At 76.6% G+C, this 23,654-nt stretch carries 16 protein-coding genes and 1 pseudogene; 9 read left to right on the forward strand and 8 right to left on the reverse strand.

The annotated features are described in order from the left end of the window. The first annotated feature begins 32 nt into the window (after positions 1-32). From OF117_RS03105 to OF117_RS03115, 3 genes are all read left to right on the forward strand, one after another. Positions 33-1,586: an aldehyde dehydrogenase family protein gene (locus OF117_RS03105; protein ID WP_263551322.1), complete on the forward strand. Its 1,554-nt coding sequence runs from the start codon at positions 33-35 to the stop codon at positions 1,584-1,586. 80 nt (positions 1,587-1,666) lie between these two features. Then, positions 1,667-3,277, forward strand: coding sequence for a GMC family oxidoreductase (locus OF117_RS03110; RefSeq protein WP_263551323.1), 1,611 nt, complete (start codon positions 1,667-1,669; stop codon positions 3,275-3,277). A 139-nt stretch (positions 3,278-3,416) separates the two neighbouring features. Continuing rightward, entirely contained in the window at positions 3,417-3,764 is a 348-nt protein-coding gene (locus OF117_RS03115; RefSeq protein ID WP_263551324.1) for a nuclear transport factor 2 family protein, read from the forward strand. Positions 3,765-3,936: 172 nt separating this feature from the next. On the opposite strand, the gene OF117_RS03120 is transcribed toward OF117_RS03115, so the two are convergent. Further along, on the reverse strand, positions 3,937-5,337 hold the full coding sequence (locus OF117_RS03120) for an MFS transporter (RefSeq protein ID WP_263551325.1): 1,401 nt from the start codon (positions 5,335-5,337) through the stop codon (positions 3,937-3,939). Between the two features lie 332 nt (positions 5,338-5,669). Between OF117_RS03120 and OF117_RS03125 the strand changes: the two genes are divergently transcribed. Together OF117_RS03125 and OF117_RS03130 are read left to right on the forward strand one after the other, a co-directional pair. Then, the gene (locus tag OF117_RS03125) at positions 5,670-7,289 is read left to right on the forward strand and encodes a DEAD/DEAH box helicase (protein ID WP_263551326.1); all 1,620 of its coding nucleotides are present in this window, start codon (positions 5,670-5,672) and stop codon (positions 7,287-7,289) included. A gap of 146 nt (positions 7,290-7,435) precedes the next feature. Next, positions 7,436-7,918, forward strand: a complete 483-nt coding sequence (locus OF117_RS03130; RefSeq protein ID WP_263551327.1) for a hypothetical protein — start codon at positions 7,436-7,438, stop codon at positions 7,916-7,918. Between the two features lie 43 nt (positions 7,919-7,961). Here the strand turns inward: OF117_RS03130 and OF117_RS03135 are convergent, their stop codons facing one another. Further along, entirely contained in the window at positions 7,962-8,501 is a 540-nt protein-coding gene (locus OF117_RS03135) for a helix-turn-helix domain-containing protein (RefSeq protein WP_263551328.1), read from the reverse strand. Between OF117_RS03135 and OF117_RS03140 the strand changes: the two genes are divergently transcribed. From OF117_RS03140 to OF117_RS03155, 4 genes and pseudogenes are all read left to right on the forward strand, one after another. Continuing rightward, positions 8,475-9,842 carry an alpha/beta hydrolase gene (locus OF117_RS03140; RefSeq protein WP_263551329.1) on the forward strand — a complete coding sequence of 456 codons (1,368 nt, stop codon included), beginning with the start codon at positions 8,475-8,477 and terminating at the stop codon, positions 9,840-9,842. The genes OF117_RS03135 and OF117_RS03140 overlap by 27 nt on opposite strands. Before the next feature lie 97 nt (positions 9,843-9,939). Beyond that, positions 9,940-10,428: a cupredoxin domain-containing protein gene (locus OF117_RS03145; RefSeq protein WP_263551330.1), complete on the forward strand. Its 489-nt coding sequence runs from the start codon at positions 9,940-9,942 to the stop codon at positions 10,426-10,428. Further along, positions 10,428-10,838 carry a hypothetical protein gene (locus OF117_RS03150; RefSeq protein ID WP_263551331.1) on the forward strand — a complete coding sequence of 137 codons (411 nt, stop codon included), beginning with the start codon at positions 10,428-10,430 and terminating at the stop codon, positions 10,836-10,838. Before OF117_RS03145 ends, OF117_RS03150 begins: the two co-directional genes overlap by 1 nt. A gap of 1,479 nt (positions 10,839-12,317) precedes the next feature. After that, a pseudogene (locus OF117_RS03155) lies at positions 12,318-15,677 on the forward strand (cation-translocating P-type ATPase); the annotation flags it as partial. 79 nt (positions 15,678-15,756) lie between these two features. Here the strand turns inward: OF117_RS03155 and OF117_RS03160 are convergent. From OF117_RS03160 to OF117_RS03185, 6 genes are all read right to left on the reverse strand, one after another. Further along, positions 15,757-16,764 carry a sugar phosphate isomerase/epimerase family protein gene (locus OF117_RS03160; protein ID WP_263551332.1) on the reverse strand — a complete coding sequence of 336 codons (1,008 nt, stop codon included), beginning with the start codon at positions 16,762-16,764 and terminating at the stop codon, positions 15,757-15,759. 74 nt (positions 16,765-16,838) lie between these two features. Continuing rightward, a complete protein-coding gene (gene xylA, locus OF117_RS03165) occupies positions 16,839-17,996 on the reverse strand; it encodes a xylose isomerase (protein WP_263551333.1) in 1,158 nt (385 codons plus the stop codon). Beyond that, positions 17,993-19,171: a Gfo/Idh/MocA family protein gene (locus OF117_RS03170; protein ID WP_263551334.1), complete on the reverse strand. Its 1,179-nt coding sequence runs from the start codon at positions 19,169-19,171 to the stop codon at positions 17,993-17,995. Before OF117_RS03170 ends, xylA begins: the two co-directional genes overlap by 4 nt. 88 nt (positions 19,172-19,259) lie before the next feature. Further along, positions 19,260-20,318, reverse strand: coding sequence for a substrate-binding domain-containing protein (locus OF117_RS03175; RefSeq protein WP_263551335.1), 1,059 nt, complete (start codon positions 20,316-20,318; stop codon positions 19,260-19,262). Positions 20,319-20,447: 129 nt separating this feature from the next. Then, positions 20,448-21,641 carry an ABC transporter permease gene (locus OF117_RS03180; protein ID WP_263551336.1) on the reverse strand — a complete coding sequence of 398 codons (1,194 nt, stop codon included), beginning with the start codon at positions 21,639-21,641 and terminating at the stop codon, positions 20,448-20,450. Continuing rightward, complete coding sequence (locus tag OF117_RS03185; RefSeq protein ID WP_263551337.1) at positions 21,638-23,185, reverse strand: sugar ABC transporter ATP-binding protein; 1,548 nt, start codon at positions 23,183-23,185, stop codon at positions 21,638-21,640. Before OF117_RS03185 ends, OF117_RS03180 begins: the two co-directional genes overlap by 4 nt. Positions 23,186-23,654: the final 469 nt, after the last annotated feature.

A 23,654-nucleotide genomic window follows, 5' to 3' on the forward strand; every position in this document is an offset into this window, starting at 1 on the left:
GACGGTCCGCTACGCGCCGGTAACCTCGCGTCATGTCGCTCGCCGAGGAGATGCACCGGGCCGGTCGGGCCGCCGCCGGCACGGTCGACCCGCACGGCGCGCCGGGGACGTTCGCGTCGACCGACCCCGCCAGCGGCGCGGTCGTCGGCGTGTTCCCGGTGCACGACGCCGACACCGTCCGGGCGACCGTGGCCCGTGCCCGGATCGCCGCCGAGCACTGGCGGGCGCTCGGTCCGGACGGGCGCCGGCGGCGGCTGGCCGCGTGGCGCGGCTACCTGGCCCGGCGCGTCCACGAGCTGGCCGAGCTGGTGCACCGGGAGAGCGGCAAGCCGCACGCCGACGCCGTCCTCGAGATCTGCCTGGCCGTCGACTCCGTCGCGTGGGCCGGCCGGCACGCGCGGAGGGTGCTCGGCCCGCGGCGGGTGCGTCCCGGCCTGCTGTCGGTCAACCACGCCGCCTCCGTCGAGTACCAGCCGCTGGGCGTCGTCGGCGTCATCGGGCCGTGGAACTACCCGGTGTTCACGCCGATGGGTTCGATCGCCTACGCGCTGGCGGCCGGCAACGCCGTCGTGTTCAAGCCCTCCGAGCACACCCCCGCGGTGGGCACCTGGCTGGCCACCGCGTGGCGGGCGGCGGTGCCCGACTGCGCCGACGCCTTCCTGGTCGTCACCGGCTCCGGTGGGACCGGGGCCGCGCTGTGCCGGGCGCCGGTCGACAAGCTGGCCTTCACCGGCTCGGCGGCCACGGGTCGGGCGGTCATGGCCGCCTGCGCCGAGACGCTCACGCCGGTGCTCATGGAGTGCGGCGGCAAGGACGCGATGATCGTCGACCACGACGCCGACGTGGCCGCCGCCGCCGATGCCGCCGTCTGGGGCGCGATGAGCAACGCCGGGCAGACCTGCATCGGCATCGAGCGGGTGTACGCGACCGCGGCGGTCTACGACAGGTTCGTCGCCGAGGTCACCGCGCGGGCGGCCCGGCTGCGCCCGGGCTCGGACGACGAGGCCGCGTACGGACCGATGACGACGGCCGGGCAGGCCGACGTCGTCCGCCGGCACCTGGCCGACGCCGTGTCGTCGGGCGGGCGCGCGGTCACCGGGGGCGGCGTCGACGGCGGCCCGGACCACGGCAGGTACGTGCGGCCCACCGTGCTGCTCGACGTGCCCGACGACTCGGCCGCGGTGACGGAGGAGACGTTCGGCCCCACGCTGACCGTGACCCGGGTCCGCGACGCCGAGGAGGCGCTCGCGCGGGCGAACGCCACCGCGTACGGGCTGGCCGGTGCGGTGTTCTCCGGCTCCCGCCGCCGGGGAGTGGACCTCGCCCGGCGGATGCGCAGCGGCATGACCTCGGTCAACGCAGTGCTCGCCTTCGCCGCGGTGCCGGCGCTGCCCTTCGGCGGTGTCGGCGAGAGCGGCTTCGGACGCGTCCACGGCGAGGACGGGCTGCGGGAGTTCGCCCGCGCCAAGGCGGTCACCCGGCGCCGCTTCACCCTGCCCGTCGAGCTGATGAGCTTCGGCCGGCCGGCCGGCGCCGCCGACGCCCTGGCCCGGGTGGTCGGCCTCGTGCACGGCCGGCACCGGTGACCGCCACCCCTCCCGCCGGTTCCGGCCTTGACCGGCGCCGGGGCAGCGGCGTCGGCCACCACCGCCGCACGGATGGCGGGGTGGAGAAGTTCGACGTGGTCGTCGTCGGTGCCGGGTCGGCCGGCTGCGCCCTCGCCGGACGGCTGACCGAGGACCCGTCGCTGCGCGTGCTGCTGCTGGAGGCCGGCGGCTCGGACGACGTGCTCGAGGTCAGGGTTCCGGCCGGCTGCCACAAGCTGTGGCGCACCCGCCGCGACTGGGGATACACGACCGAGCCGCAGCCGGGCCTCGGGGGGCGGCGGCTGTACTGGCCACGGGGCAAGCTGCTCGGCGGGTCGTCGTCGATGAACGCGATGATCTACGTGCGCGGTGCCGCGGCCGACTACGACGAGTGGGCTGCGCTGACCGGCGACGGCAGCTGGTCCTACGAGCACGTGCTGCCGCTGTTCCGGCGCAGCGAGGACAACGCCCGCGGCGCCGACCGCTGGCACGGCGTCGGCGGGCCGCTGCGGGTCGAGGACCTCCGCTCGCCGCACCCCTGGACGCGCGCGGTGATCGCGGCGGCGCAGGCCGTCGGCCACCCGCGCAACGACGACTTCAACGGCGCGGTCCAGGACGGCGTCGGGCCGTACCAGGTCACGCAGCGGCGGGGTCGCCGGTGGTCGGCCGCGGACGCCTACCTGCACCCGGCGGCCGGGCGGCCCGGCCTGACCGTGCGCACCGGCGCGCTGGCCACCCGGGTGGTGGTGGAGCGCGGCCGGGCCGTCGGCGTGGAGTACCGCCACCGGGGCCGCACCCGGACGGCGCGGGCGGCGGCCGAGGTGGTGCTCGCCGGCGGGGCGGTGAACAGCCCGCAGCTGCTCCTGCTCTCCGGCATCGGGCCGGCCGAGCACCTGGGCTCCGTGGGCGTCGACGTCGTCCACGACCTGCCCGGCGTGGGCGCGGGCCTGCAGGACCACCCCGTCGTGCCGGTGATCTGGCACGTGCGCTCCGGGAAGTCGCTGCTCCGGGCCGAGTCCCCGTCGGGGTACGCGCGGTGGTTCGCCGCCCGCCGCGGCCCGCTCACCTCCAACCTGGCCGAGTCGGGGTTGTTCGCCCGGTCGGCGCCCGCCCTCCCCGGGTGCGACCTGCAGTTCCACTTCCTGCCGGTGAAGTTCTGGCGGCAGGCCGAGGTCGACCCGGACGTCGACGCCTTCACCGCCGCGACCGTGCTGGTGCACGTGCGCTCCCGCGGGTCGGTGCGGCTGCGCTCGGCCGACCCGGCGTGGGCGCCGGCCATCGACCCGGGCTACCTGACCGACGAGCGCGATCTCCGGGCGCTGGTCAGCGGGATCGAGCTGGCCCGGGAGATCGCCGGCGCGGGACCGCTGGCCGACGTGCTCGCCGAGGAGTGGTCGCCCGGGGGCACGCTGCACCGGCGGGCGGACCTGGAGCGCGCGGCCCGGCTGACGCTCGAGTCGCTGTACCACCCGGTGTCGTCGTGCCGGATGGGCCGTGCCGACGACGACGGCGCGGTGGTCGACCCGCAGCTGCGGGTGCGCGGGCTCGACGGGCTGCGCGTGGTCGACGCCTCGGTGATGCCGACGCTCGTGCGCGGCAACACCAACGCGCCCACGATCATGATCGCCGAGCGGGCCGCCGACCTGATCGCCGGCCGCACCGTCGACCCGCACCTGGCGCACGCCGGCTGACCACGGCCGGGTGGCAGGCGGGGGGCGCCGCCTCGGCGAGGACAGCGGACGTCGAGGGACCTGGCCTGCGCCCTGCCCGCGGGCCATGCTCGGCACTCCGCCCCCCGGGGCGAGCCGAGAACCAGCCCGAGGAGGAACCATGGCCCGGACGCCGCAGGAGATCTTCCAGCACCACGCGAGCGCACTGATCGCTGGCGACGTCGACGAGGTCGTCGCGGACTACGCCGACGACGCGCTGTTCATCACGCCGAACGAGGTGCTGCGGGGCAAGGACGGCGTGCGCCAGGGGTTCACCCGGCTGCTCGGTGATCTCCCGGACGCGACCTGGGACGTGCCGACCCAGATCTTCGAGGACGACGTCCTCTTCATCGAGTGGTCGGCGGTGTCGGAGAAGGCCCGGGTCCGGGACGGCATCGACACCTTCGTCTTCCGCGGCGACACCATCCGCGTGCAGACCGTGCGCTACACCCTGGAGCCCACCTCCTGACCTCGGCCGGTCGGCGGCCGCGTCGGAGCGGATTCCCGGTGACCGCGCCGGCCCCGGCCGGGCCCCGTGCGGGTGACCCCGAACGCCCCGTGCTCTGCGTGCGAGGGGCAGGCAGAGCCCGGGGAGCGCGGAGCACGCTCCGCGACCCGGTCGGTCCGGCGGGCCGCCCCGGTCAGCCGTGCGCCGAGCCGGCGGCGGCCTGCTCCGGGGACGGCGGCAGGCCGTCCGGTGCGGCGCCCCGGCCGGGTCGCGGCGCCGGGCGGCGGCGGATCGAGATCGACAGCCCGGAGGCGAGCAGGCACAGCGCGCCGGCGCCGAACCAGGCGGCGTCGTAGGAGCCGGTGACGTCGCGGATCACCCCGCCGCCGAAGGCGGCGAGCGCCGAGCCGACCTGGTGCGCGGCGAACACCCAGCCGAACACCACCGGCGCCCGGGCCCCGAAGTGCTCCCGGCACAGCGCCAGCGTCGGCGGCACCGTGGCCACCCAGTCCAGCCCGTAGAAGACGATGAAGGCGATCATGCTCAGCTGCAGCTCGGGGCCGAACAGCGGCGGCAGCAGGAACAGCGAGAACCCGCGCAACCCGTAGTAGGCCAGCAGCAGCACCCGCGGATCGACCCGGTCGGTCAACCAGCCGGACAGCACGGTGCCGGCGATGTCGAAGATCCCGACGACGGCGAGCAGCCCGGCGGCCGTGGTGACCGGCATGCCGTGGTCGTGCGCGGCCGGGATGAAGTGCGGCTGGACCAGCCCGTTGGTCGACATCCCGCAGATGAGGAACCCGCCGGCGAGCAGCCAGAACGGGCGGGTGCGGGCGCCCTCGGCCAGCCCGCGCACCGCCGTCCGGGCCGCCCCGTGCCGGACCGGCTCCACGTCGTCGGCGGCGGTGCCGCCGTACGGCACCGTCCCGAGGTCGCGCGGGCGGTCCCGCAGCAGCCAGGCCACCAGGGGGACGACGGCCAGCGCCGCCACCGCCGTGCCCAGCGCCGCCGCCCGCCAGCCCCAGCGGGCGTCGACCGTGGCGACCACCGGGAGGAACACCAGCTGACCGGTCGCCCCGCCGGCGGTGAGGATGCCGGAGACCAGCCCGCGGCGGGCGACGAACCACCGGCCGGTCACCGTGGCCACCAGCGACAGCGCCATGGAGCCGGTGCCCAGCCCGACCAGCAGGCCCCACAGCAGCACCAGCTGCCAGCTGGCGGTCATGAAGACCGTCAGCCCGCTGCCCGTGGCGGTGATCAGCAGGGCGCACACGACGACCCGGCGGATGCCGAAGCGCTCCATCAGCGCGGCCGCGAACGGCGCGGTCAGGCCGTACAGCGCCATGTTGACCGCGACCGCCGCGGAGATCGTCGACACCGACCAGCCGAACTCGGCACGCAGCGGCTCGATGAGCACCCCGGGCACCGCCCGGAACGCGGCCGCGCCCACCAGCGCGAGGAAGGTCACCGCGGCCACCCACCAGGCCGGGTGCACCCGCCGCGCCGGGCCGGAGGTGGACGGCGCAGGGGTGGGCGGCGCGGGGGCGGGCGACGACGTCGGGAGCGCGGCGGGCCCGCGGCCGGGGGAGGTCACGGCGGAGAGCATGACCGACGGACCGGTCCGCCGACGAGCGCCCCGGCGGACACCGTCCGCAACGAAGCCGCCACGAGGCGGTGTGATGCGTTCCTCCCCACCGGCCGGAGCACGGCGGGCCGGCGTCTGGTTGAGTGGGAGGTGCCGGCGCCGTCCCCGCTCATCCGGAGCGGCAGGGAACGACGTCGGGCCGAGGCAGCGCCACCGAGGTGCGCCCGGCTGTCCGACGTCCTCGACGACGAGGCGCCCGCCCGGCCCGCGGCCGGTGCGGCGAGGCGCCCGCGTTCGACCGGGCCCGACGGCAGCCACCGAGAGACTTCCGAGGACCCCGCATGACCATGCCTGGCTCCAACCCGTTCAGCGCCGGCTCCGACCGGCCCCGCCGACGCCGTGGCAGCCGCGGCCGGGGCGCCGGCCGGCCGGCCTCCGGCGTCACCCCGCCGCCCGCGCCGGGCACCACGCCCCAGCCCGCCCCGCCGGTGGTGCCCGCCCAGGCGCCGGCCACGGTGCTGCCGGCCGACACCACGTTCGCCGCGCTCGGCGTGCCGGCCCCGCTGGTCGAGATCCTCGCCGCCAGCGGGATCACCGCCCCGTTCCCCATCCAGGTCGCCACGCTGCCCGACAGCCTCGGCGGCCGCGACGTCCTCGGGCGGGGTCGCACCGGGTCGGGCAAGACCCTGGCGTTCGCCCTGCCGCTGGTCGCCCGCCTGGCCGCGTCCGACGGCCGCCGTCAGTCCCGGCGCCCGCGCGGGCTGGTGCTCGTGCCGACCCGCGAACTGGCCAACCAGGTGTTCGCCGTGGTCGAGCCGCTCGCCCAGGCGCTCGGCCTGTCGGCCACCACCGTCTTCGGCGGGGTCGGCCAGAACCCGCAGGTGCAGGCCCTGGGCCGCGGGGTCGACATCGTCGTCGCCTGCCCCGGCCGGCTCGAGGACCTCATCGGCCAGGGGCACGCCGACCTCCGCGCGGTCGAGGTCACCGTGCTCGACGAGGCCGACCACATGGCCGACCTCGGCTTCCTGCCCGGCGTCAAGCGGCTGATGGACCGCACCCCCGGCGCCGGCCAGCGGCTGCTCTTCTCGGCCACCCTGGACAACGGCGTCGACGTGCTCGTGCGGCGCTACCTGACCGATCCGATCACCCACTCCGTCGACCCGGCGGTCGCCCCGGTGGCCACCATGACCCACCACGTGCTGCACGTGCAGGGTGGTGACAAGGCCGCTGTGGTGCGGGAGCTCGCCGGCGGGCTGGGCCGCAGCGTGCTGTTCACCCGCACGAAGCACGCGGCGAAGAAGCTCGCCCGGCAGCTGACCGCCGCCGGCGTGCCCGCCGTCGACCTGCACGGCAACCTCAGCCAGAACGCCCGCGAGCGCAACCTCGAGGCCTTCGCGACCGGCAGCACCCGGGTGCTGTGCGCGACCGACATCGCCGCGCGCGGCATCCACGTCGACGAGGTCGCCCTCGTCGTCCACGTCGACCCGCCCGCCGAGCACAAGGCCTACCTGCACCGCTCCGGGCGCACGGCCCGGGCCGGCGCCGGCGGCACCGTCGTCACCGTCGTCACGCCGGACCAGGCCGGTGAGGTCCGCGCGCTCGCCCGCCAGGCCGGCATCACGCCCACGGTCACCCCGGTCGCGCCGGGGGCGCCGCTGCTGACCGAGCTGGCCGGCCCGCCCGCTCCGCACGTCGAGCCGGCGCCGGCACCCGCGCAGCAGCCGCAGGGCCCGGGACGGCGGCGGCGCGGGAGCACCGCCGCGGCCGCCGGGCGCGGCGCGGCCCCGTCCACCGGGCGCGGCGGCGCGGCGTCCACCTCCGGCCGCGGCGGCGCGGCGTCCGCCGGCCGGTCGGGGAGCGGGCGCCCGTCCGGACCGGCTCGGACCCGTGCCGAGCTCGCCGCGCGCGCCGGCACCACCTCGGCCGCCGCGTTCAGCGCCCGGTCCCGCCGCGGCCGCTGACGTCCCGTCCCGGCACCGGGCGCCCGGTGCCGGGACGGGCACCCGCCGGCCCCGCGCACGCGGTGGTTGACGCGCGGCCGGACGGGCACAGCAACCGACGTCCCGGGAGGCGCGACCTCCTCCGCCGTCGACCTGCGAGGTGCCCCGTGCGTCTGCCCATCACCCTGAGCGAGATCGGCCCGCGGATCTCGGCCGGCGCCTTCATCCTCACCAGCGGCCTGGGCAAGCGCGGGGCCGACGAGGAGACCGCGGCGGGGCTGCACGGCTTCGCGGCCGGCACCTACCCGCCGATCAGGAAGATGACCCCGCAGCAGTTCGTGTCGACCCTGTCGACCGCGGAGATCGCCATCGGCGCGGCGCTGCTCTCGCCGTTCGTGCCCACCGCGGTGGCCGGCGCGGCGCTCACCGCCTTCTCCGGCGGCCTGCTCGGCCTCTACCTGCGCACGCCGGGCATGCGCAAACCGGGCAGCCTGGCCCCCACCGACCAGGGCCTGGCCATCGCCAAGGACGTGTGGCTGCTGGGCATCGGCGTCGGCCTGCTGACGCGCGGCACGGTCGACCGCGAGACGGTGCTGGCCCGCACCGACCGGCGGTCGGCGGCCACCCGCTGGCTGCGGTCCGGCCTCTGACCCGGAGGAGATCGTGCGGGTGACCCGCACGGATCTCCTCCGGTCAGTCGGCGGGCAGGTGCACGGTGCTGACCAGGCGCCTGCGCCGCCCCTCGCCCGGCCGGTTCTCCATCCGGGCGCGCAGTGCCGCGGCCAGGTCGGTGACGAGCTCGTCGAACTCCTCGTCGGTGACCCACACGGCGGCCTGCCGGTACCCGACCCGGTCGGCGAGCAGGTCGGGCGGCCCGCCGCCCGTCGTGGCCCGGTCGACGTAGCGGTCGAAGTCGGCGAGCAACGCGGCCACGAAGGTGGCGAAGGCGCGGCGGTGGTCGTCGGCGGTCATGCCGGCCGCGGCCCCGGGATCGACCGAGGCCGCCGCGAGCACCAGCCGGTAGCTGCGCTCCGCGGTGCCCCGCACGCGCCGCTCCTGCACGACCTCGAGGACCCCCGCGTCGGCGAGCACGGCCACGTGCCGGTACAGCGTCGCGACCGGGACGTCGGGCAGCTCCTCGCGGAGCGCGCCGGTGGTCAGCGTTCGGTCGCCGAGGAAGGCCTGCACGATCCGGAGACGGACCGGGTGAAGCAGCAGATCGGCGGTGGCCATCGCGGCTCCTTCGTTCTCACTATTGACAACGTTATCGATCCTGATAATTATTGTGGCATGGCCACGCTCTCGCTGACCAGGTCGTCGCTGTCGGTGCGCCTCTCCCGGGGGGAGAAGGTCGCCGGCCTGCTGCGCGACCTCGAGGTGCCGCTCACCTCCGTCCGCTCGGCGGAGGTCGTCGACGACCCCCTGGCCGCGGTGCGCGGGTTGCGGGCGCCGGGGTTGGCGCTGCCCGGCGTCCGGAGGATCGGCACCTGGCGACGCCCGGGAGAGCGCAGCTACGTGTGCGTCCGGCGCGGCCAGCCGGCGTTGCGTGTCGGGTTGCGCGGCGAGCGGTACGACGCCGTGCTGGTCGGTGCGGACGACGCCGCGCGGATCGCCGCCCACCTCGACGCCGCGGTCGTCGCGGGCACGCCGCGCTGGACCGAGGTCGAGGTCACCGTCCCCGGCCCGGTGCCGCTGGCCGGCACGCTTACCCTCCCCGCGGGCTCCGACGCGCCGGTGCCCGCGGTCGCGCTGGCGTGCGGATCGGGCCCGCTGGACCGCGACTCCAACCACCGGCGGGCCCGGTTCGACGTCACCCGGCAGCTCGCGCACGCCCTCGCCGCGGCGGGTCTGGCCTCGCTGCGCTACGACAAGCGCGGAGTCGGGCGCACCCCCGGTGACTGGCGCGCGGCCGGCCTGCACGACAACGCCGACGACCTGGCCGCCGCGCTCGACGCGCTCGCCGCCCGTCCGGAGGTCGACGCCGGCCGACTGGTGCTCGCCGGCCACAGCGAGGGCGCCGTCCTCGCCGCGTCGGTCGCCGCCCGTGGCGGGCGCGCACCGGCCGGCGTCGTCCTGCTCTCCCTCGCCGCCCGCCCGGGCGACGACCTGCTGCGCTGGCAGGCCCGGCGGATCGCCCCCACGCTGCCCGCGCCGGCCCGCGCGCTCATGCGCCTGTTCCGGGTCGACCTCGAGCGCAAGGTGGCCACCAACCACGCGAAGGTCCGGGCGACCCGCACCGACGTGGCCCGGATCGGCGGCGCGCGGGTCAACGCCCGCTGGCTGCGGGAGTTCCTCGACCACGACCCCACCCGCGACCTGCGGCGCACCGCCGTCCCCGTGCTGGCGGTCACCGGCGACACCGACCTGCAGGTGCCGGCCGACGACCTGGAGGTGCTCGCCGCGGCCGTCCCCGGCGGCGCCGAGGTGCACCGGGTGCCCGGGCTGACCCACACGCTGCGGCGGCAGCCGGGCCGCGCGTCGCTCGGCGCCTACCGCGGAGAGCTGCGCCGGCCGGTCGACCCGGAGGTGCTCGACGTGGTCGTCGGCTTCTGCCGGCGCGTCACCGCGCCCTGACGGGGCGCCGGCCCGGGCCACGCCGGGACCCCTTGGGAGGAGACGGGCCCGGCGCGCAGAGTGGGACCGACCCGTCCACCATCCCGAGGAGCAGGCAGTGACCCGTCCGAACCGCACGCGCGTGCCTTCCCGCCGCGGCCGGGCGGCCGCCGTGGTGCTCTGCGGCGCACTCGCGCTGACCGGCTGCGGCGGCGCGGAGGACGACGGCGGCGCGGCGGCGCCCGGCACCGGCACCGGCAGCCCGCCGACGACGGCGGAGACCTCGCCCGGTTCCCCGCCGGCCGCGGGCGGCTCCGAGCCGGCCGCCGCGCAGGAGCTCCCGGTCGCCGCCGTCGACTTCGACTACGAGCTGCCGACCACCGAGCTGGCCGCCGGCCAGCTGACCATCGAGCTGGTCAACGAGGGCGACGCGAGCCACAACCTGGTCGTGGAGCGGGACGGCGCGGACGTCGCCTCGACCGAGGTCATCAGCCCCGGGGCGACGACGACGCTCACCGTCACCCTGGAGCCGGGCGAGTACGTCTTCTACTGCTCGGTCGGCAACCACCGGGCGATGGGGATGGAAGTCCCCGTCACGGTCACCTGATGGCCCGCGCACCCGTCGCCCGCCGGGCGGCCCCGGCCGTCGCGGTGCTGCGCGTGCTCGGTGCGGTGCTGCTGCTGGGCATCGCGGTGATCCACGGCTACCTGTGGCAGCAGGGCTACCGCGGCATCGACGTCATCGGTCCGGCGTTCCTCCTCGACACGGCGCTCGCCGTCGGCGGCGCGGTGCTCGTGCTCGTCGCCCCCCGCCGGTGGCTGCCCGCCGTCGCGGCGGCCGGCGCGCTGCTGGCCGCGGGCACGCTCGGCGCCCTGCTGGTCTCCACCACCGTCGGGCTGTTCGGTTTCGTGGAGTCGACGGCCGCGCAGCTGTGGTGGGAGTCGTTCTGGGTGGAGGCGGCGGCCACCGTCGTCCTGGCGGCGCTGGCCGTGCTCGCGCGACCGCCGCGCCGCTGAACGGCCCTCCAGCGTTCACCGACGCGACATCCGTCGGTACCCGGTGCGACGACCGGCGGAGCGAGCCTGGGCACGTCCTTTCCGTTCCTGGAGGAAGTCATGTCCGAGCTGCTGATCGCCGTCGCGGCCGAGGCCCTCACCGCCGTCCTGGTCGCCCTGCTCGTCGGCCTGGCGAAGCGGGCGGTCGCCCGCCTGGCCTGACCCGCCAGTACCGCGGCGACCGCTCCGGTGCGGGTGTCCGCGGGCTCCGACGGGGTACGGCGCACTCCTCGCGCTCCCGGCAACGACGCACGGCCGCCGGCCGTGGCAGCCTGCCGGGGACGGGTCCCCGGGAGGGAGGCGGCGGTGACGTCGGCGGCCCTCCTGCCCGGCCTCCTCGGTGGGTCGACGGCACGCGGGCCGCTGCGCCTCGGCCGGACGGCGCTGGCCGGGCCGGCCCGGTTGGCGCGAGGTGCGCTCGCGATGTCCGGCGATCTCGCCCGGGCCGCCGTGGGGGCGGTGACCGCGGACCCCCGCGCCGACCGCCAGGTGTGGAGCTGCGGACCGCGCAGCTACGTGGAGCTGTTCGGGCTGGCGGGCCCCGGTGCGCGGGAGCGGGCCGCGGCGCTGGAGGCCGGGATCGGCGCGCTGGACGGCGTCGAGTTCGCCCGGGTCGACACGGTGACCCGCCGGCTCGCCGTCCACCACGACCGGGTGAGGGCTCCGCTGGACGCCGTCCTCGCGGCCGTCGCCGGGTTCGAGTCGGCGGCGCCGCCCACCGAGGCGGCGGAGCGGGCACGGCCGGCCGGGGCCGAGCGGGCCGAGCCGGCGGGGCCGGAGCCGGCCGCACCGGCCCGGCCGCCCGCCGAGGACGAGGGCCCACCCCCGCCGTTCCCGGGCGACGTCCGTCCGCTCGCGCTGCAGGGCCTGGCGCTGGCCGCCGGCCTCGTGGCGCTGTCGGCGGCGGTCACCGGCCGGGCGCTGCGGTTGCCCGCGATGCCCGGCAGCGCCACGGCCGTGGTGGTGCTGGCCGACAACCAGCCGTGGCTGCGCGAGCGGCTGGAGACGCGGCTCGGCACCGCCGGCACCGACCTGCTGCTCGCGCTGGCCACGGCGACCGCGCACGGCGCGGCGCAGAGCGTGCCGGCGCTGCTCGTCGACGTGGCCCTCCGGGCCCAGCAGGTGCGGGCCGTCGTCGCCCGCCGCGCCGCCTTCGCCGGGCAGGAGGCCGCGCTGCTCGGGCCGGACCGGCCCGGACGCACCGACCCGGTGCCGCGCGCCCCCCGTCCGGCGCCGCTGCCGGAGGGGCCGGTCGAGAAGGTGGCCGCGCGGCTGGCCACCGGCTCCCTGCTGGCGGCCACCGGCGTGCTCGCCGGCACCCGCGACCTCGACCTGGCGGGTCGCACCGTGCTCGCCGGCGTCCCGAAGGCCGCGCGCGCCGCCCGCGAGGGCTTCACCAACGGCCTGGAGCCGGCCCTCGCCCGCCGCGGGGTGCTCGTCATGGACGACGCCGCGCTGCGACGGCTCGACCGGGTGAGCGCGGTGGTGGTCGACAGCGCCGTCCTGCACGTCGATCGCCCCCTCGTCGTCCAGGCGTCCGCCCGCGACGAGCGCTGGACCGACGAGGCGGTGTGGAGCGCCGCCCAGCGGCTGCTGTGGTCCGGCACGGAGCTGCCGGTGCCGCCACCGCGCGGGCACGCGCGCGACGGCCTCGTGCTCCTGCCCTCCCGCCGGCGGGAGCCGGTGCCGGCCGGGCTGACCCGGCTGCGCCTGGCCGAGGAGGGGACGACGGCCGGCGAGGTGCTCGTCGGCGCGGAGGTGCACCCGCTCGCCGACGCCGTGCTCACCGCCGCGCGGACGGCCGGCGTCCGGCTGCTGCTCACCGCGGACGCCGCCGCACCGGAGCTCGGCGGCTCCGCCGACACGGTGCTGCCCCCGGGCGCCGACCTGACCGCCGCGGTCCGCCGGCTGCAGGCCGACGGCGAGGTGGTCGCGCTGGTCGGCACCGACGAGCCGGCGCTGGCCGCGTCCGACGTCGGCATCGGGATCGTCCCGGGCACCGGCCGGGTGCCCTGGGCGGGACACCTGGTGTGCGGGCCCGGGATCGACGAGGTGCCCCGGCTGCTGCAGGCGCTGCCGGTCGCCCGGGCCGTGAGCGAGCGCGGCGTGCGGCTGACGGTCGCGGCGAGCTTCCTCGGCGCGCTGCTGCTCGCGCTGAGCCGGCGCTCCCGCGACTCGGCCGTCCTGCCGGTGACCGTCGCCGCCGGCAGCGCGCTCGGCGCCGGCGCGCTCGCCGCACGCCGGGTGGCGGCCCTGCCGGCGCCCGCGCCGGTGCTGCACACCCCCTGGCACGCGCTCGAGCCGGACGAGGTGCTCGACCGGCTCCCCGCCGTCCCGGTGCCCGCTCCCGGCCGCGACCGGCGTCGACCGGCGGCCGCCGCGGCGGCCGGCCGGCTGCTGCGCTCGCTGTCCGCCGAGCTCGACGACCCGCTCACACCCGTGCTGGCCACCGGCGCGGCCGCCTCGGCCGTCATCGGCTCGGTCACCGACGCGCTGCTGGTGGGCGGCGTGCTGCTGGGCAACGCCGGGATCAGCGGTGCCCAGCGGCTGCGCGCGGAGGCCGCGCTGCACCGGCTGCTGCTCGACCAGCGGCTCCCCGCCCGCCTGCTCGACCGGGACGACGGCGCCGCGCCGGCCCGCGAGGTGCCCGCTTCCCGGCTGCGATCCGGTCACCTCGTCGAGCTGCAGGCCGGCGACGTCGTGCCCGCCGACGCCCGGCTGGTCGCGGTGCGCGACCTCGAGGTCGACGAGGCCAGCCTGACCGGGGAGTCGGTCGCGGTCGCCAAGCAGGTGGCGGCCACCCCCGGCGCGGAGCTGGGCCAGCGCGCCTGCATGGTCTACGAGGGGACGACGGTGGTGGCCGGCACGGCCTCCGCCCTCGTGGTCGCCGTCGGCCCGGCCACCGAGGCCGGCCGCGCGCTGGCGCTGGCCGGCCGCGCGGGCCGGCCGGCCGGCATGCAGGTCCGGCTGGAGGAGCTGACCCGCGGCGGCCTGCCGGTCACCCTGCTCGGTGGCGCCGCCGTCGCCGGGCTGGCGCTGCTGCGCGGGTGCGGGCTGCGGGAGGCGCTGTCGTCGGGCGTGGGCATCGCGGTCGCCGCCGTGCCCGAGGGCCTGCCGCTGGTGGCCACGGTCGCCCAGCTCGGCGCCGCCCGCCGCCTGTCCGCCCGCGGCGTCCTCGTCCGCTCGTCCCGGACGGTGGAGGCGCTGGGTCGCGTCGACACCGTCTGCTTCGACAAGACCGGAACCCTGACCGAGGGCCGGCTGCGGCTGGTGCGGGTGGCCGGCCCGGACGGCGAGTGGGCACCCGAGGCCACCGCGGCCCGCCGCGTGCTGCTGGCCGCCGCCCACGCGTCGCCGCGTCGCAACGGATCGCGCCCGGTGACGCACGCGACCGACCGGGCCGTGCTCGACGCGGCGGCCGCCGTTCTCGCGGAGGACCTCGACACCTCCTGGCACGAGCTGCTCGAGGTGCCCTTCCAGAGCGACCGCGGCTTCTCCGCAGCGCTCGGCACCACGGCCGGGCGGAAGGTCCGGCTGGTGGTCAAGGGTGCGCCCGAGGTGCTGCTCCCCCGCTGCACCCACCAGCGCGGGGAGACCGGCAAGCGGTCGCTCGACGCGGCCGGCCGCGCGGCCGCCGCGGCCGCCGTCGAGGCCCTGGCCGCCCAGGGGCTGCGGGTGCTCGCCGTGGCGCGGCGCAGCGTGACCGACGTCCGCACCGACCTGCACGCCGACGGGGACGGGTCGGCGGTGCCCGACCCTGCCGTCGCGGCCGAGCCCGACGACCTCACGCTGCTCGGCTTCGTCGGGCTGGCCGACACGCCCCGTCCGGGCGCGCGCGACACCGTGGCCGGGCTGCAGGCCGCCGGCGTCGGCACGGTGATGATCACCGGCGACCACCCGGTCACCGCCGCCGCCGTCGCGGCCGACCTCGGCATCGGCCCCGGCCGCCTGGTGACCGGTCCCGAGCTCACCGGTCTGGACGACGCCGCGCACACCGCGCTGGTGACCGAGGCCGCGGTGTTCGCCCGAGTCAGCCCCGAGCAGAAGCTGCGCATCGTCGCCGGCCTGCAGCGGTCCGGCCGCGTGGTCGCCATGACCGGTGACGGGGCGAACGACGCGGCGGCCATCCGGCTCGCCGACGTCGGCATCGGCATGGCCGCGCGCGGGTCGACGTCGGCTCGCAGTGCGGCCGACCTCGTGCTCGTCGAGCCCGACGTGCGGCTGCTCACCGACGCGCTCGTGGAGGGCCGGGCCATGTGGCGGCGGGTCCGCGACGCCGTCGCCGTGCTGCTCGGCGGCAACGCCGGCGAGGTGCTGTTCACGCTCGCCGGCACCGCGCTCAGCGGCCGGGCGCCGCTGGGCACCCGGCAGTTCCTGCTGGTCAACATGCTCACCGACCTCTTCCCGGCGATGGCGGTGGCGCTGGCGCCCACGCCGGCGGAGGAGGCCGACCGGGCACGGCTGCTGCACGCCGGGCCCCCGTCGCTGGGCGCGCCGCTGCTGCGCGACATCGGGATCCGCGGCGGGGTCACCGCCGCGGGGGCGCTCGCCGCCTGGCAGGTCGGCCGCCTGACCGGGCCGGCCCGGCGGGCCTCGACGATCGGGCTGGTCGCGCTCGTGGGGACGCAGCTGGGGCAGACCCTGCTGATCGGCTGGCGTCAGCCCCTGGTCGTCGTCACCGGGCTCGGCTCCGCGGCCGCGCTCGCCGCGCTGGTCCAGCTGCCCGGGGTGAGCCAGTTCTTCGGGTGCACCCCGCTGGACCCGCTGGCCTGGGCCACGGCCGGTGGCTGCGCCGCCGCGGCGACCGTGCTGTCGGCGCGCGCGCCGCAGCTGCTGGCTCGCCTCGTGCCGGCGTCCGCGACGGATCCACCCCGGTCGGTCAGCTGCCGCTGGAGAAGGCGGCGTCGAAGGCCGCGGACGGCGGGTCGAAGGCCAGCCGGCGGACGAAGGCCAGCGCCTCGGGCGCGCCGACCAGCCGGTCCATCCCGGCGTCCTCCCACTCCACGGAGATCGGGCCGTCGTAGCCGATGGTGTTCAGCATCCGGAAGCAGGCCTCCCACGGGACGTCCCCGTGCCCGGTCGAGACGAAGTCCCAGCCGCGCCGCGGGTCGGCCCACGGCAGGTGCGAGCCCATCCGCCCGTTGCGCCCGTTGCCGACCTGCTTCTTCGCGTCCTTGCAGTCGACGTGGTAGATCCGGTCGCGGAAGTCCCAGATGAAGCCGACCGGGTCGAGGTCCTGCCAGACGAAGTGGCTCGGGTCCCAGTTCAACCCGAACGCCTCCCGGTGCCCGAGGGCCTCGAGCGTGCGCACCGTCGTCCAGTAGTCGTAGGCGATCTCCGAGGGGTGCACCTCGTGCGCGAACCGGACGCCGACCTCGTCGAACACGTCGAGGATCGGGTTCCACCGGTCCGCGAAGTCGCGGTACCCGTCCTCGACCATCGACTCGGGCACCGGCGGGAACATGGCCACGGTCTTCCACACCTTCGACCCGGTGAACCCGACGACCGTCTGCACGCCGAGCTTGGCCGCCGCGCGGGCGGTCAGCTTCATCTCCTCGGCGGCCCGCTGCCGCACGCCCTCGGGGTCGCCGTCGCCCCAGACGCGCGGGTGGACGATGCCCTTGTGCCGCTCGTCGATCGGGTCGTCGCAGACGGCCTGGCCGTTGAGGTGGTTGGAGATGGCCCAGACCTTCAGGCCGTGCTTGTCGAGCAGGGCCAGCCGGTCCTGCACGTACGCGTCGTCGTCGGCGGCGCGCTCGACGTCGAGGTGGTCGCCCCAGCAGGCGATCTCCAGGCCGTCGTACCCCCACTCGGAGGCCAGCCGGCACATCTCCTCGAACGGCAGGTCGGCCCACTGGCCGGTGAACAGGGTGACGGGGCGGGGCATGCGCGGTCCTCCTCGATGAGGTCGGGGCCGAGCGCCCGCCGGCGGGCCGGCGGGCGCTCGGTGGGTCGGGTCGCTCAGCGGACGCCGAGCAGGTGCTCCATCGCGAGCTGGTCGAGCCGCTCGAAGTGCATCCCACGGGCGCCGAGGGCGGCGAGGTCGTGGGTCTCGGCGCGCAGCTCGTCGAGCGTCTCGCCGTCGGCCAGGGTCGGGACGGCGAGCTGGTCGACCCGCGCGGCGGTCAGCGCCTCGGCGACCTCCGGGTCGGCGCGGAAGGCCCGCACCTTGTCGCGCAGCAGCAGGTAGTTGCGCATGCAGGCGCGCGCCGACTCCCACACGCCGTCGATGTCCTCGGTGCGCGGCGGCTTGTAGTCGAAGTGCAGGAAGCCGTCGTAGCGGCGGTCGGTGCCGGCCCCCTCGAGGACGTCGACGGTCCAGAACGCGCCGCGCAGGTTGCCCGCGCCGAAGCGCAGGTCCTGGTCGTAGCGCGGGCCGTGCTGGCCGTTGAGGTCGACGTGGAAGAGCTTGCCGTGCCACAGCGCCTGGGCGATGCCCTGCGCGAAGTTCAGCCCGGCCATCTCCTCGTGCCCGACCTCGGGGTTCAGGCCCACCCGGTCGGGCTCGTCGAGGGTGTCGATGAAGGCGATCGCGTGCCCGACGGTGGGCAGCAGGATGTCGCCGCGCGGCTCGTTCGGCTTGGGCTCCAGCGCGAACCGCATGTCGTAGCCCTGGTCGCGGACGTAGCCGCAGAGCAGGTCCAGCGCCTCCCGGTACCGGTCGAGGGCGGCGGCGACGTCCTTCGCGGCACCGGACTCCGCCCCCTCCCGGCCGCCCCACAGCACGTAGGTGCGCGCGCCGAGCTCGGCGGCCAGGTCGATGTTGCGCAGCGTCTTCGCCAGCGCGTACCGCCGGACCTCGCGGTCGTTGGCGGTGAACGCGCCCTCCTTGAACACCGGCGAGCCGAACAGGTTGGTGGTGGCCATCTCGACGCCGAGGCCGGTCTCGGCCAGCGCCTTGGTGAACCGGTCGAGGGTGGCCTGCCGCGTGGCGTCGTCCGGTACCAGGTCGTCGTCGTGGAAGGTGACCGCCGCGGCGCCGAGCTCGGCGAGGCGGTGCACGGCCTCGACCGGGTCCAGCCGGGGGCGGACGGCGCCGCCGAAGACGTCGACGCCCTGCCAGCCCACGGTCCACAGCCCGAAGCTGAAGCGGTCGTCCTTGGTCGGTGTTGGGGTCATGCCTCGATCCTCGTCCACGCGGAGCGGTCGGCGGCACTGCGCTCCACGGCGTCGAGCACCCGCTGCACCTGGAGCCCGTCGGCGAAGGTCGGCGTGGGGTCCTGGCCCTTGGCGATGGCGGTGAGCAGGTCGACGACCTGGTGGGTGAAGCCGTGCTCGTACCCCAGGCCGTGCCCGGCGGGCCACCACGCGGCGACGTAGGGGTGCTCGGGCTCGGTCACCACGATCCGGCGGAAGCCGGCGGTCGCCGCGGGCTCGGTGGCGTCGTGGAAGTGCAGGACGTTCATGTCCTCGAAGTCGAAGGCCAGGCTGCCGGACGAGCCGTTGATCTCGATCCGGATGGCGTTCTTGCGGCCGGTGGCGAAGCGGGTGGCCTCGAAGACGCCGAACGCGCCGCCGTCGAAGCGGCCGAGGAAGGCGGCGGCGTCGTCCACCGTGACCCGGCCGGTGCCCTCGCCGCCGACCCCGGACAACGCGCCGCCGCCCGCGGCCAGCGGCCGCTCGGTCACGAAGGTCTCCAGCATCCCGCTGACCCCGGACAGCCGCTGACCGGTGATGAACTGGGTCAGGTCGATGATGTGCGCGCCGATGTCGCCCAGCGCGCCCGAGCCGGCCTTGTCCTTCTCCAGCCGCCACGACATCGGCGCGGCCGGATCGGCGATCCAGTCCTGCAGGTACTGGGCGCGCACGTGCCGGACCTCACCCAGCCGGCCGGCGGCCACCAGCTGCCGGGCCAGCCCGATCGCCGGCACCCGGCGGTAGGTGAAGCCGACCATCGAGCGGACGCCGCGCTCCGCGGCGCGCGCCGCGGCCGCGGCCATCGCCTCGGCCTCGGCGACGGTGTTGGCCAGGGGCTTCTCGCAGAGCACGTGCTTGCCGGCCTCGAGCGCGGCGATGGCGATCTCGGCGTGGGTGTCGCCGGGGGTGCAGACGTCGACGAGCTGGACGTCGTCGCGCTCGAGCACCCGGCGCCAGTCGGTCTCGGTCGACGACCAGCCGAGCCGGGCCGCGGCGTCGGCGACCTTGGCCGCGTCGCGGCCGGCGAGCACGGTGAGCTCGGGCTGCAGCGGTAGCTCGAAGAAGTGGGGGGCGGTGCGCCAGGCCTGCGAGTGCGCCGCACCCATGAAGGCGTAGCCGATCAGGCCGACGCCGATCGTCGGCGGGGTGGAGGTCATGTGCGGTCGCTCCGGGATCGCGCGGGTGGTGCCGGACGGGTGGCGGCGGGGAGGCGGGCGGCGCGGGCCGCCCGCCTCCCCGGGTCGGTCAGGACTCGAAGGCGCGGTCGATGTACTGGTCGACGTTGTCCGCGGTGACGACGGGCGCGTTGAGCACGATCCGCTGCGGCACCGCCTGCGAGACCAGGTCGGACAGCGACTTCTCCTGCGCTACCAGCCGCGCCAGGCGGATGCCGTCGGCGGCCTGGGTGTGCGGGTAGATGACCGTGGCCTCCAGCACCGACTCGCCGGACTGGATCTCCCGCATGGCGTTGGCCGAGCCGGCGCCGCCGACCATGAAGAACTCGTCGCGGCCGGCGTTCTGGATGGCGGCCAGGACGCCGACGCCCTGGTCGTCGTCGTGGTTCCACAGCGCGTCGATCTGCGGGGCGGCCTGGAGCAGGTTGGCCGCCGCCTCCTCGCCGCTCTCCACGGTGAACTCCGCGGCCACCCGGTTGTCGACGTCGAGGCCGCACTCGGACAGCGCGTCGGCGAAGCCCTGGCTGCGGTCCTGGGTCAGCGGCAGCGAGTCGATGCCGGCGATCTCGGCCACCACGGCGTCCGGGTTGTCGCCGAGCCGCGAGCAGATGTACTGGCCGGCCGAGACGCCCATGCCGTAGTTGTCGCCGAGGATCGTGGCCCGGGCGGCGAACGGGCTGTTGAACTCGCGGTCGACGTTGATGACGGGGATGCCGGCCTCCATCGCCTCGAGGGCGACCGGGGTCATCGCGGCCCCGTCGAAGGGCAGCAGCACGATCGCGTCGACGCCCTCGTTGATGAAGGTCTCGACCTGGCTGATCTGGGTGCTGACGTCGTTGGTGCCCTCGGCGACCGAGAGCTCGACGTCCTCGTACTCCTCGGCCGCGGCGCGCGCGGCCTCGGTGATGCCGGCCATCCAGCCGTGGTCGGCCGCCGGTGCCGAGAAGCCGATGGTGACGGTCTCGCCGGCCTCGTCGTTCGAGCTCGCCGCGCCGCCCGACGAGCCGCCGTCGGAGCCCTGGCTCTCCGGCTCGTTGCTCGTGCAGCCGGCGACGAGGGCGCCGGCGCCGACGAGCGCGACCGTGGTGGTCATCAGGCGGCGGTAGGGGCGCTGCCTCGTTGCGGACATCGTTCTCTCCTCGGGTGTCGCCGGCCCGGCCGGGAGGCCGGGCCGTCGTTCTCTCGACGGTGGTGCTCCCGCCGGGCCGGCGGCCCGACGAGGTGGTGCTGACCGGTGCCGGCGGGTCGCCGGCACCGGTCAGGTCTTCGGGGTGGAGCCGCCGGGGCGGTCGCCGGCCGGGCCGCCGGGGACGCCGGAGCCGCCGCTGACCGCGCCCGCGGGTGCCCCGGGCGCCGCGGGGCCACCGGAGGACGCCGTCCCGCCCCCGCCGCCGCGGGACAGCCGGCCGAAGCCGCCGCCCCGGGCCAGGCGCATCTGCAGCAGCACGGCGAGCACGATGATCACGCCCTTGGCCACGGCCTGGGCGGAGCTGGACAGGTTGTTCAGCGTGAAGACGTTGCCGAGCGTGGTGAAGATCAGCACGCCGATCACGGTGCCGACGACGGTGCCGCGGCCGCCGATGAGCAGCGTGCCCCCGATGACGACGGCGGCGATCGCGTCGAGCTCGTACAGCGTGCCGTGCGTCGAGCTGCCCGTCGTCGTCCGGGCCATGAGCATGACCGCGGCGATGCCGCAGGTGATGCCGGACAGCACGTACAGCTTGAGGGTGTGCCGCTGCACCTTGATGCCCGCCAGCCGGGCGGCCTCGGCGTTGCCGCCGACGGCGAAGGTGTGCCGGCCGAAGGTGGTCCGGTTCAGCAGCACCCAGCCGCCGACGGACACCAGCGCCCAGATGATGACCAGGGTCGGGATGCCCAGGACGTCGCCGGAGAAGAAGGACAGGAAGTCGCGGTCCTGCACGATCTGGGTGCGGCGGTTGGCCAGGATCTCGGCCAGCCCGCGGGCGGAGACCAGCATCGCCAGCGTCGCGATGAAAGCGACCAGCCGCCCGTAGGCGATGACGATGCCGTTCACCAGCCCGGCCCCGGCTCCGACGGCGACCGCGGTGAAGATCATGACGATCCAGTGGACGTCCTCGGCCATGCGCTGGGTGGCCAGCGTGGTCGCCCACACCGACGACAGCGCCACCAGCGCGCCGACCGAGAGGTCGATGCCGCCGCCGATGATCACGAAGGTCATGCCGATGCTGACCACGCCGATCACCGCGGCCAGCCGCAGGATGGTCAGCACGTTGTCGACGTCGACGAAGCGCCCCGGCGCGGTGACGGCACCGACGACGCACAGCAGCGCCAGGGCGAGGACGAGGCCGGCCAGCCGCCCGGCGGGCCCGGCCATGAGGCCCGGACCCTTGCCGTTCCCCGGTCCGGCGCCGGTGCGGCCGCCGGACGCCGGCGCGGCCGCCCCGCTCGTCGTGGTGGTGCTCCCGCTCATGCCACGTCCCCTTCGTGCGTCGTCGCGGGGATCGGGGCGCCGCGGTGCCCCGTCCCCTCCATGACCAGGTCGAGCACGCGGTGCTCGTCGAGCGCGTCCGCGGGCTCCGAGGCGAGCACCCGGCCCTCGGCCACGACCAGCACGCGATCGGCGAGGCCGAGGACCTCGGGGATCTCGCTGGACACGACCACGACGGCCACGCCGCGGTCGGCGAGGCCGCGGACCAGGTTGTAGATCTCCGAGCGGGCGCCGACGTCGACGCCGCGGGTGGGCTCGTCGAGCAGGAGCACACGGCAGTCGCGCAGCAGCCACCGGGCCAGCACGACCTTCTGCTGGTTGCCGCCGGACAGCGTGCGCACCTCGCGCTCGACGTCCTGGGGACGCACCTCGAGGGCGCGCACCTGCTCGTTCGCCGCCGCCTTCTCCGCGGCCCGGGCCACGAAACCCCCGCGGGCGAAGCGGGCCAGGCTGGAGATGCTGATGTTGCGTGCCACCGACTCGCCGAGCAGCAGGCCCTGGCTCTTGCGCTCCTCCGGGGCCAGGCCGACCCCGGCGGCGACGCTGGCGCCGACGTCGCCGGGGCGCAGCCGCCGTCCGGCCACCTGGACGGTCCCGGCGGTCGCCCGGCGGGCGCCGTACACGGTCTCGAGGATCTCCGAGCGGCCCGAGCCGACCAGCCCGGCCAGCCCGACCACCTCACCCGGGCGCACGGTGAACGAGACGCCGGAGAAGGTGCCGTGCAGGCCGAGGCCCTCGACCTCGAGCAGCGGCTCGGCCTCGGGCACCGGGCGGCGCGGGGGGAAGACGTACTCGATGTCCCGGCCGGTCATCAGCTCGATGACCTTGCGGGTGGGGGTCTCGCGGGCGGGCAGGCCCGTGGCGACGGTGCGGCCGTCCTTGAGCACGGTGATGCGGTCGCCGATCTCGCGGATCTCCTCGAGCCGGTGCGAGATGTAGACGACCGCGACGTCGTCCCGGGTGAGGTCGCGGATGACGCCGAAGAGCCGCTCGACCTCCTCGTTGTCCAGCACCGCCGACGGCTCGTCCATGACGATGAGCCGCGCGTCCTGGGACAGCGCGCGCGCCATGCTGACCATCTGCTGGGAGGCCGCCGGCAACGACCCGACCTCGGTGGTGGGCCGGATCTCCGGGTGGCCGAGGCGGGCGAGCAGTTCGGCCGCCGCCTTGTTCGCCGACGCCGGGCGGGCGATGCCGAACCGGGAGCGCTCGCGGCCGAGGAACACGTTGTCGGCGACGGTGAGCCCGGGGACGAGGTCGAGCTCCTGGTAGATGGTCGCGATGCCCAGCGACAGGGCGGTCTGCGGGTTGCCCAGCTGCACGGCCTCGCCGCGCCAGCTGATCCGCCCGCCGTCGGGCTGGTGCGCGCCGGCGAGGACCTTGATGAGCGTGCTCTTGCCCGCGCCGTTCTGGCCGAGCAGGCAGTGCACCTCCCCCGCCCGCACGTCGAGGTCGACGCCGTCGAGCGCCCGGACACCCGGGAACTGCTTGACGATGCCGTGCATCTCGAGGAGCGGCGCGGTCACGCCACGCCTTCCGGCGGGCCGGGGCGGACCGCGGCCGGAGCCGGCACCACCGGTCGTCGCGCGGTCGGATCGCCGCGCCGGGCCGAGTCGAGGACCACCACCGGCCACCCCCAGACTTTTGCTCAACATTGACCATTAGTCCGTGCAGGCAGCAACATAAATCCTCGCTGGGGTGTGGTCAAGGTCCCACTGGGGGGTTATCGAACCGCAATCACACGGTCGCCCTCCGGGCTCCGACCGCGGCCACGTGCCGTCCCCGGCAGACGCTGAGCCCCACCCCGCGTCCCCGGCGGGGAGCCTCCGGCCCCCGCGCCGGGTCCACGACCCCGCCGGGCGGCCCGCCGACCGACCGCGGCCACGTGCCGTCCCCGGCAGACGCTGAGCCCCACCCCGCGTCCCCGGCGGGGAGCCTCCGGCCCCCGCGCCGGGTCCACGACCCCGCCGGGCGGCCCGCCGACCGACCGCGGCC

This window comes from Geodermatophilus sp. YIM 151500 (assembly GCF_025716945.1).
Classification (GTDB): Bacteria; Actinomycetota; Actinomycetes; order Mycobacteriales; family Geodermatophilaceae; genus YIM-151500.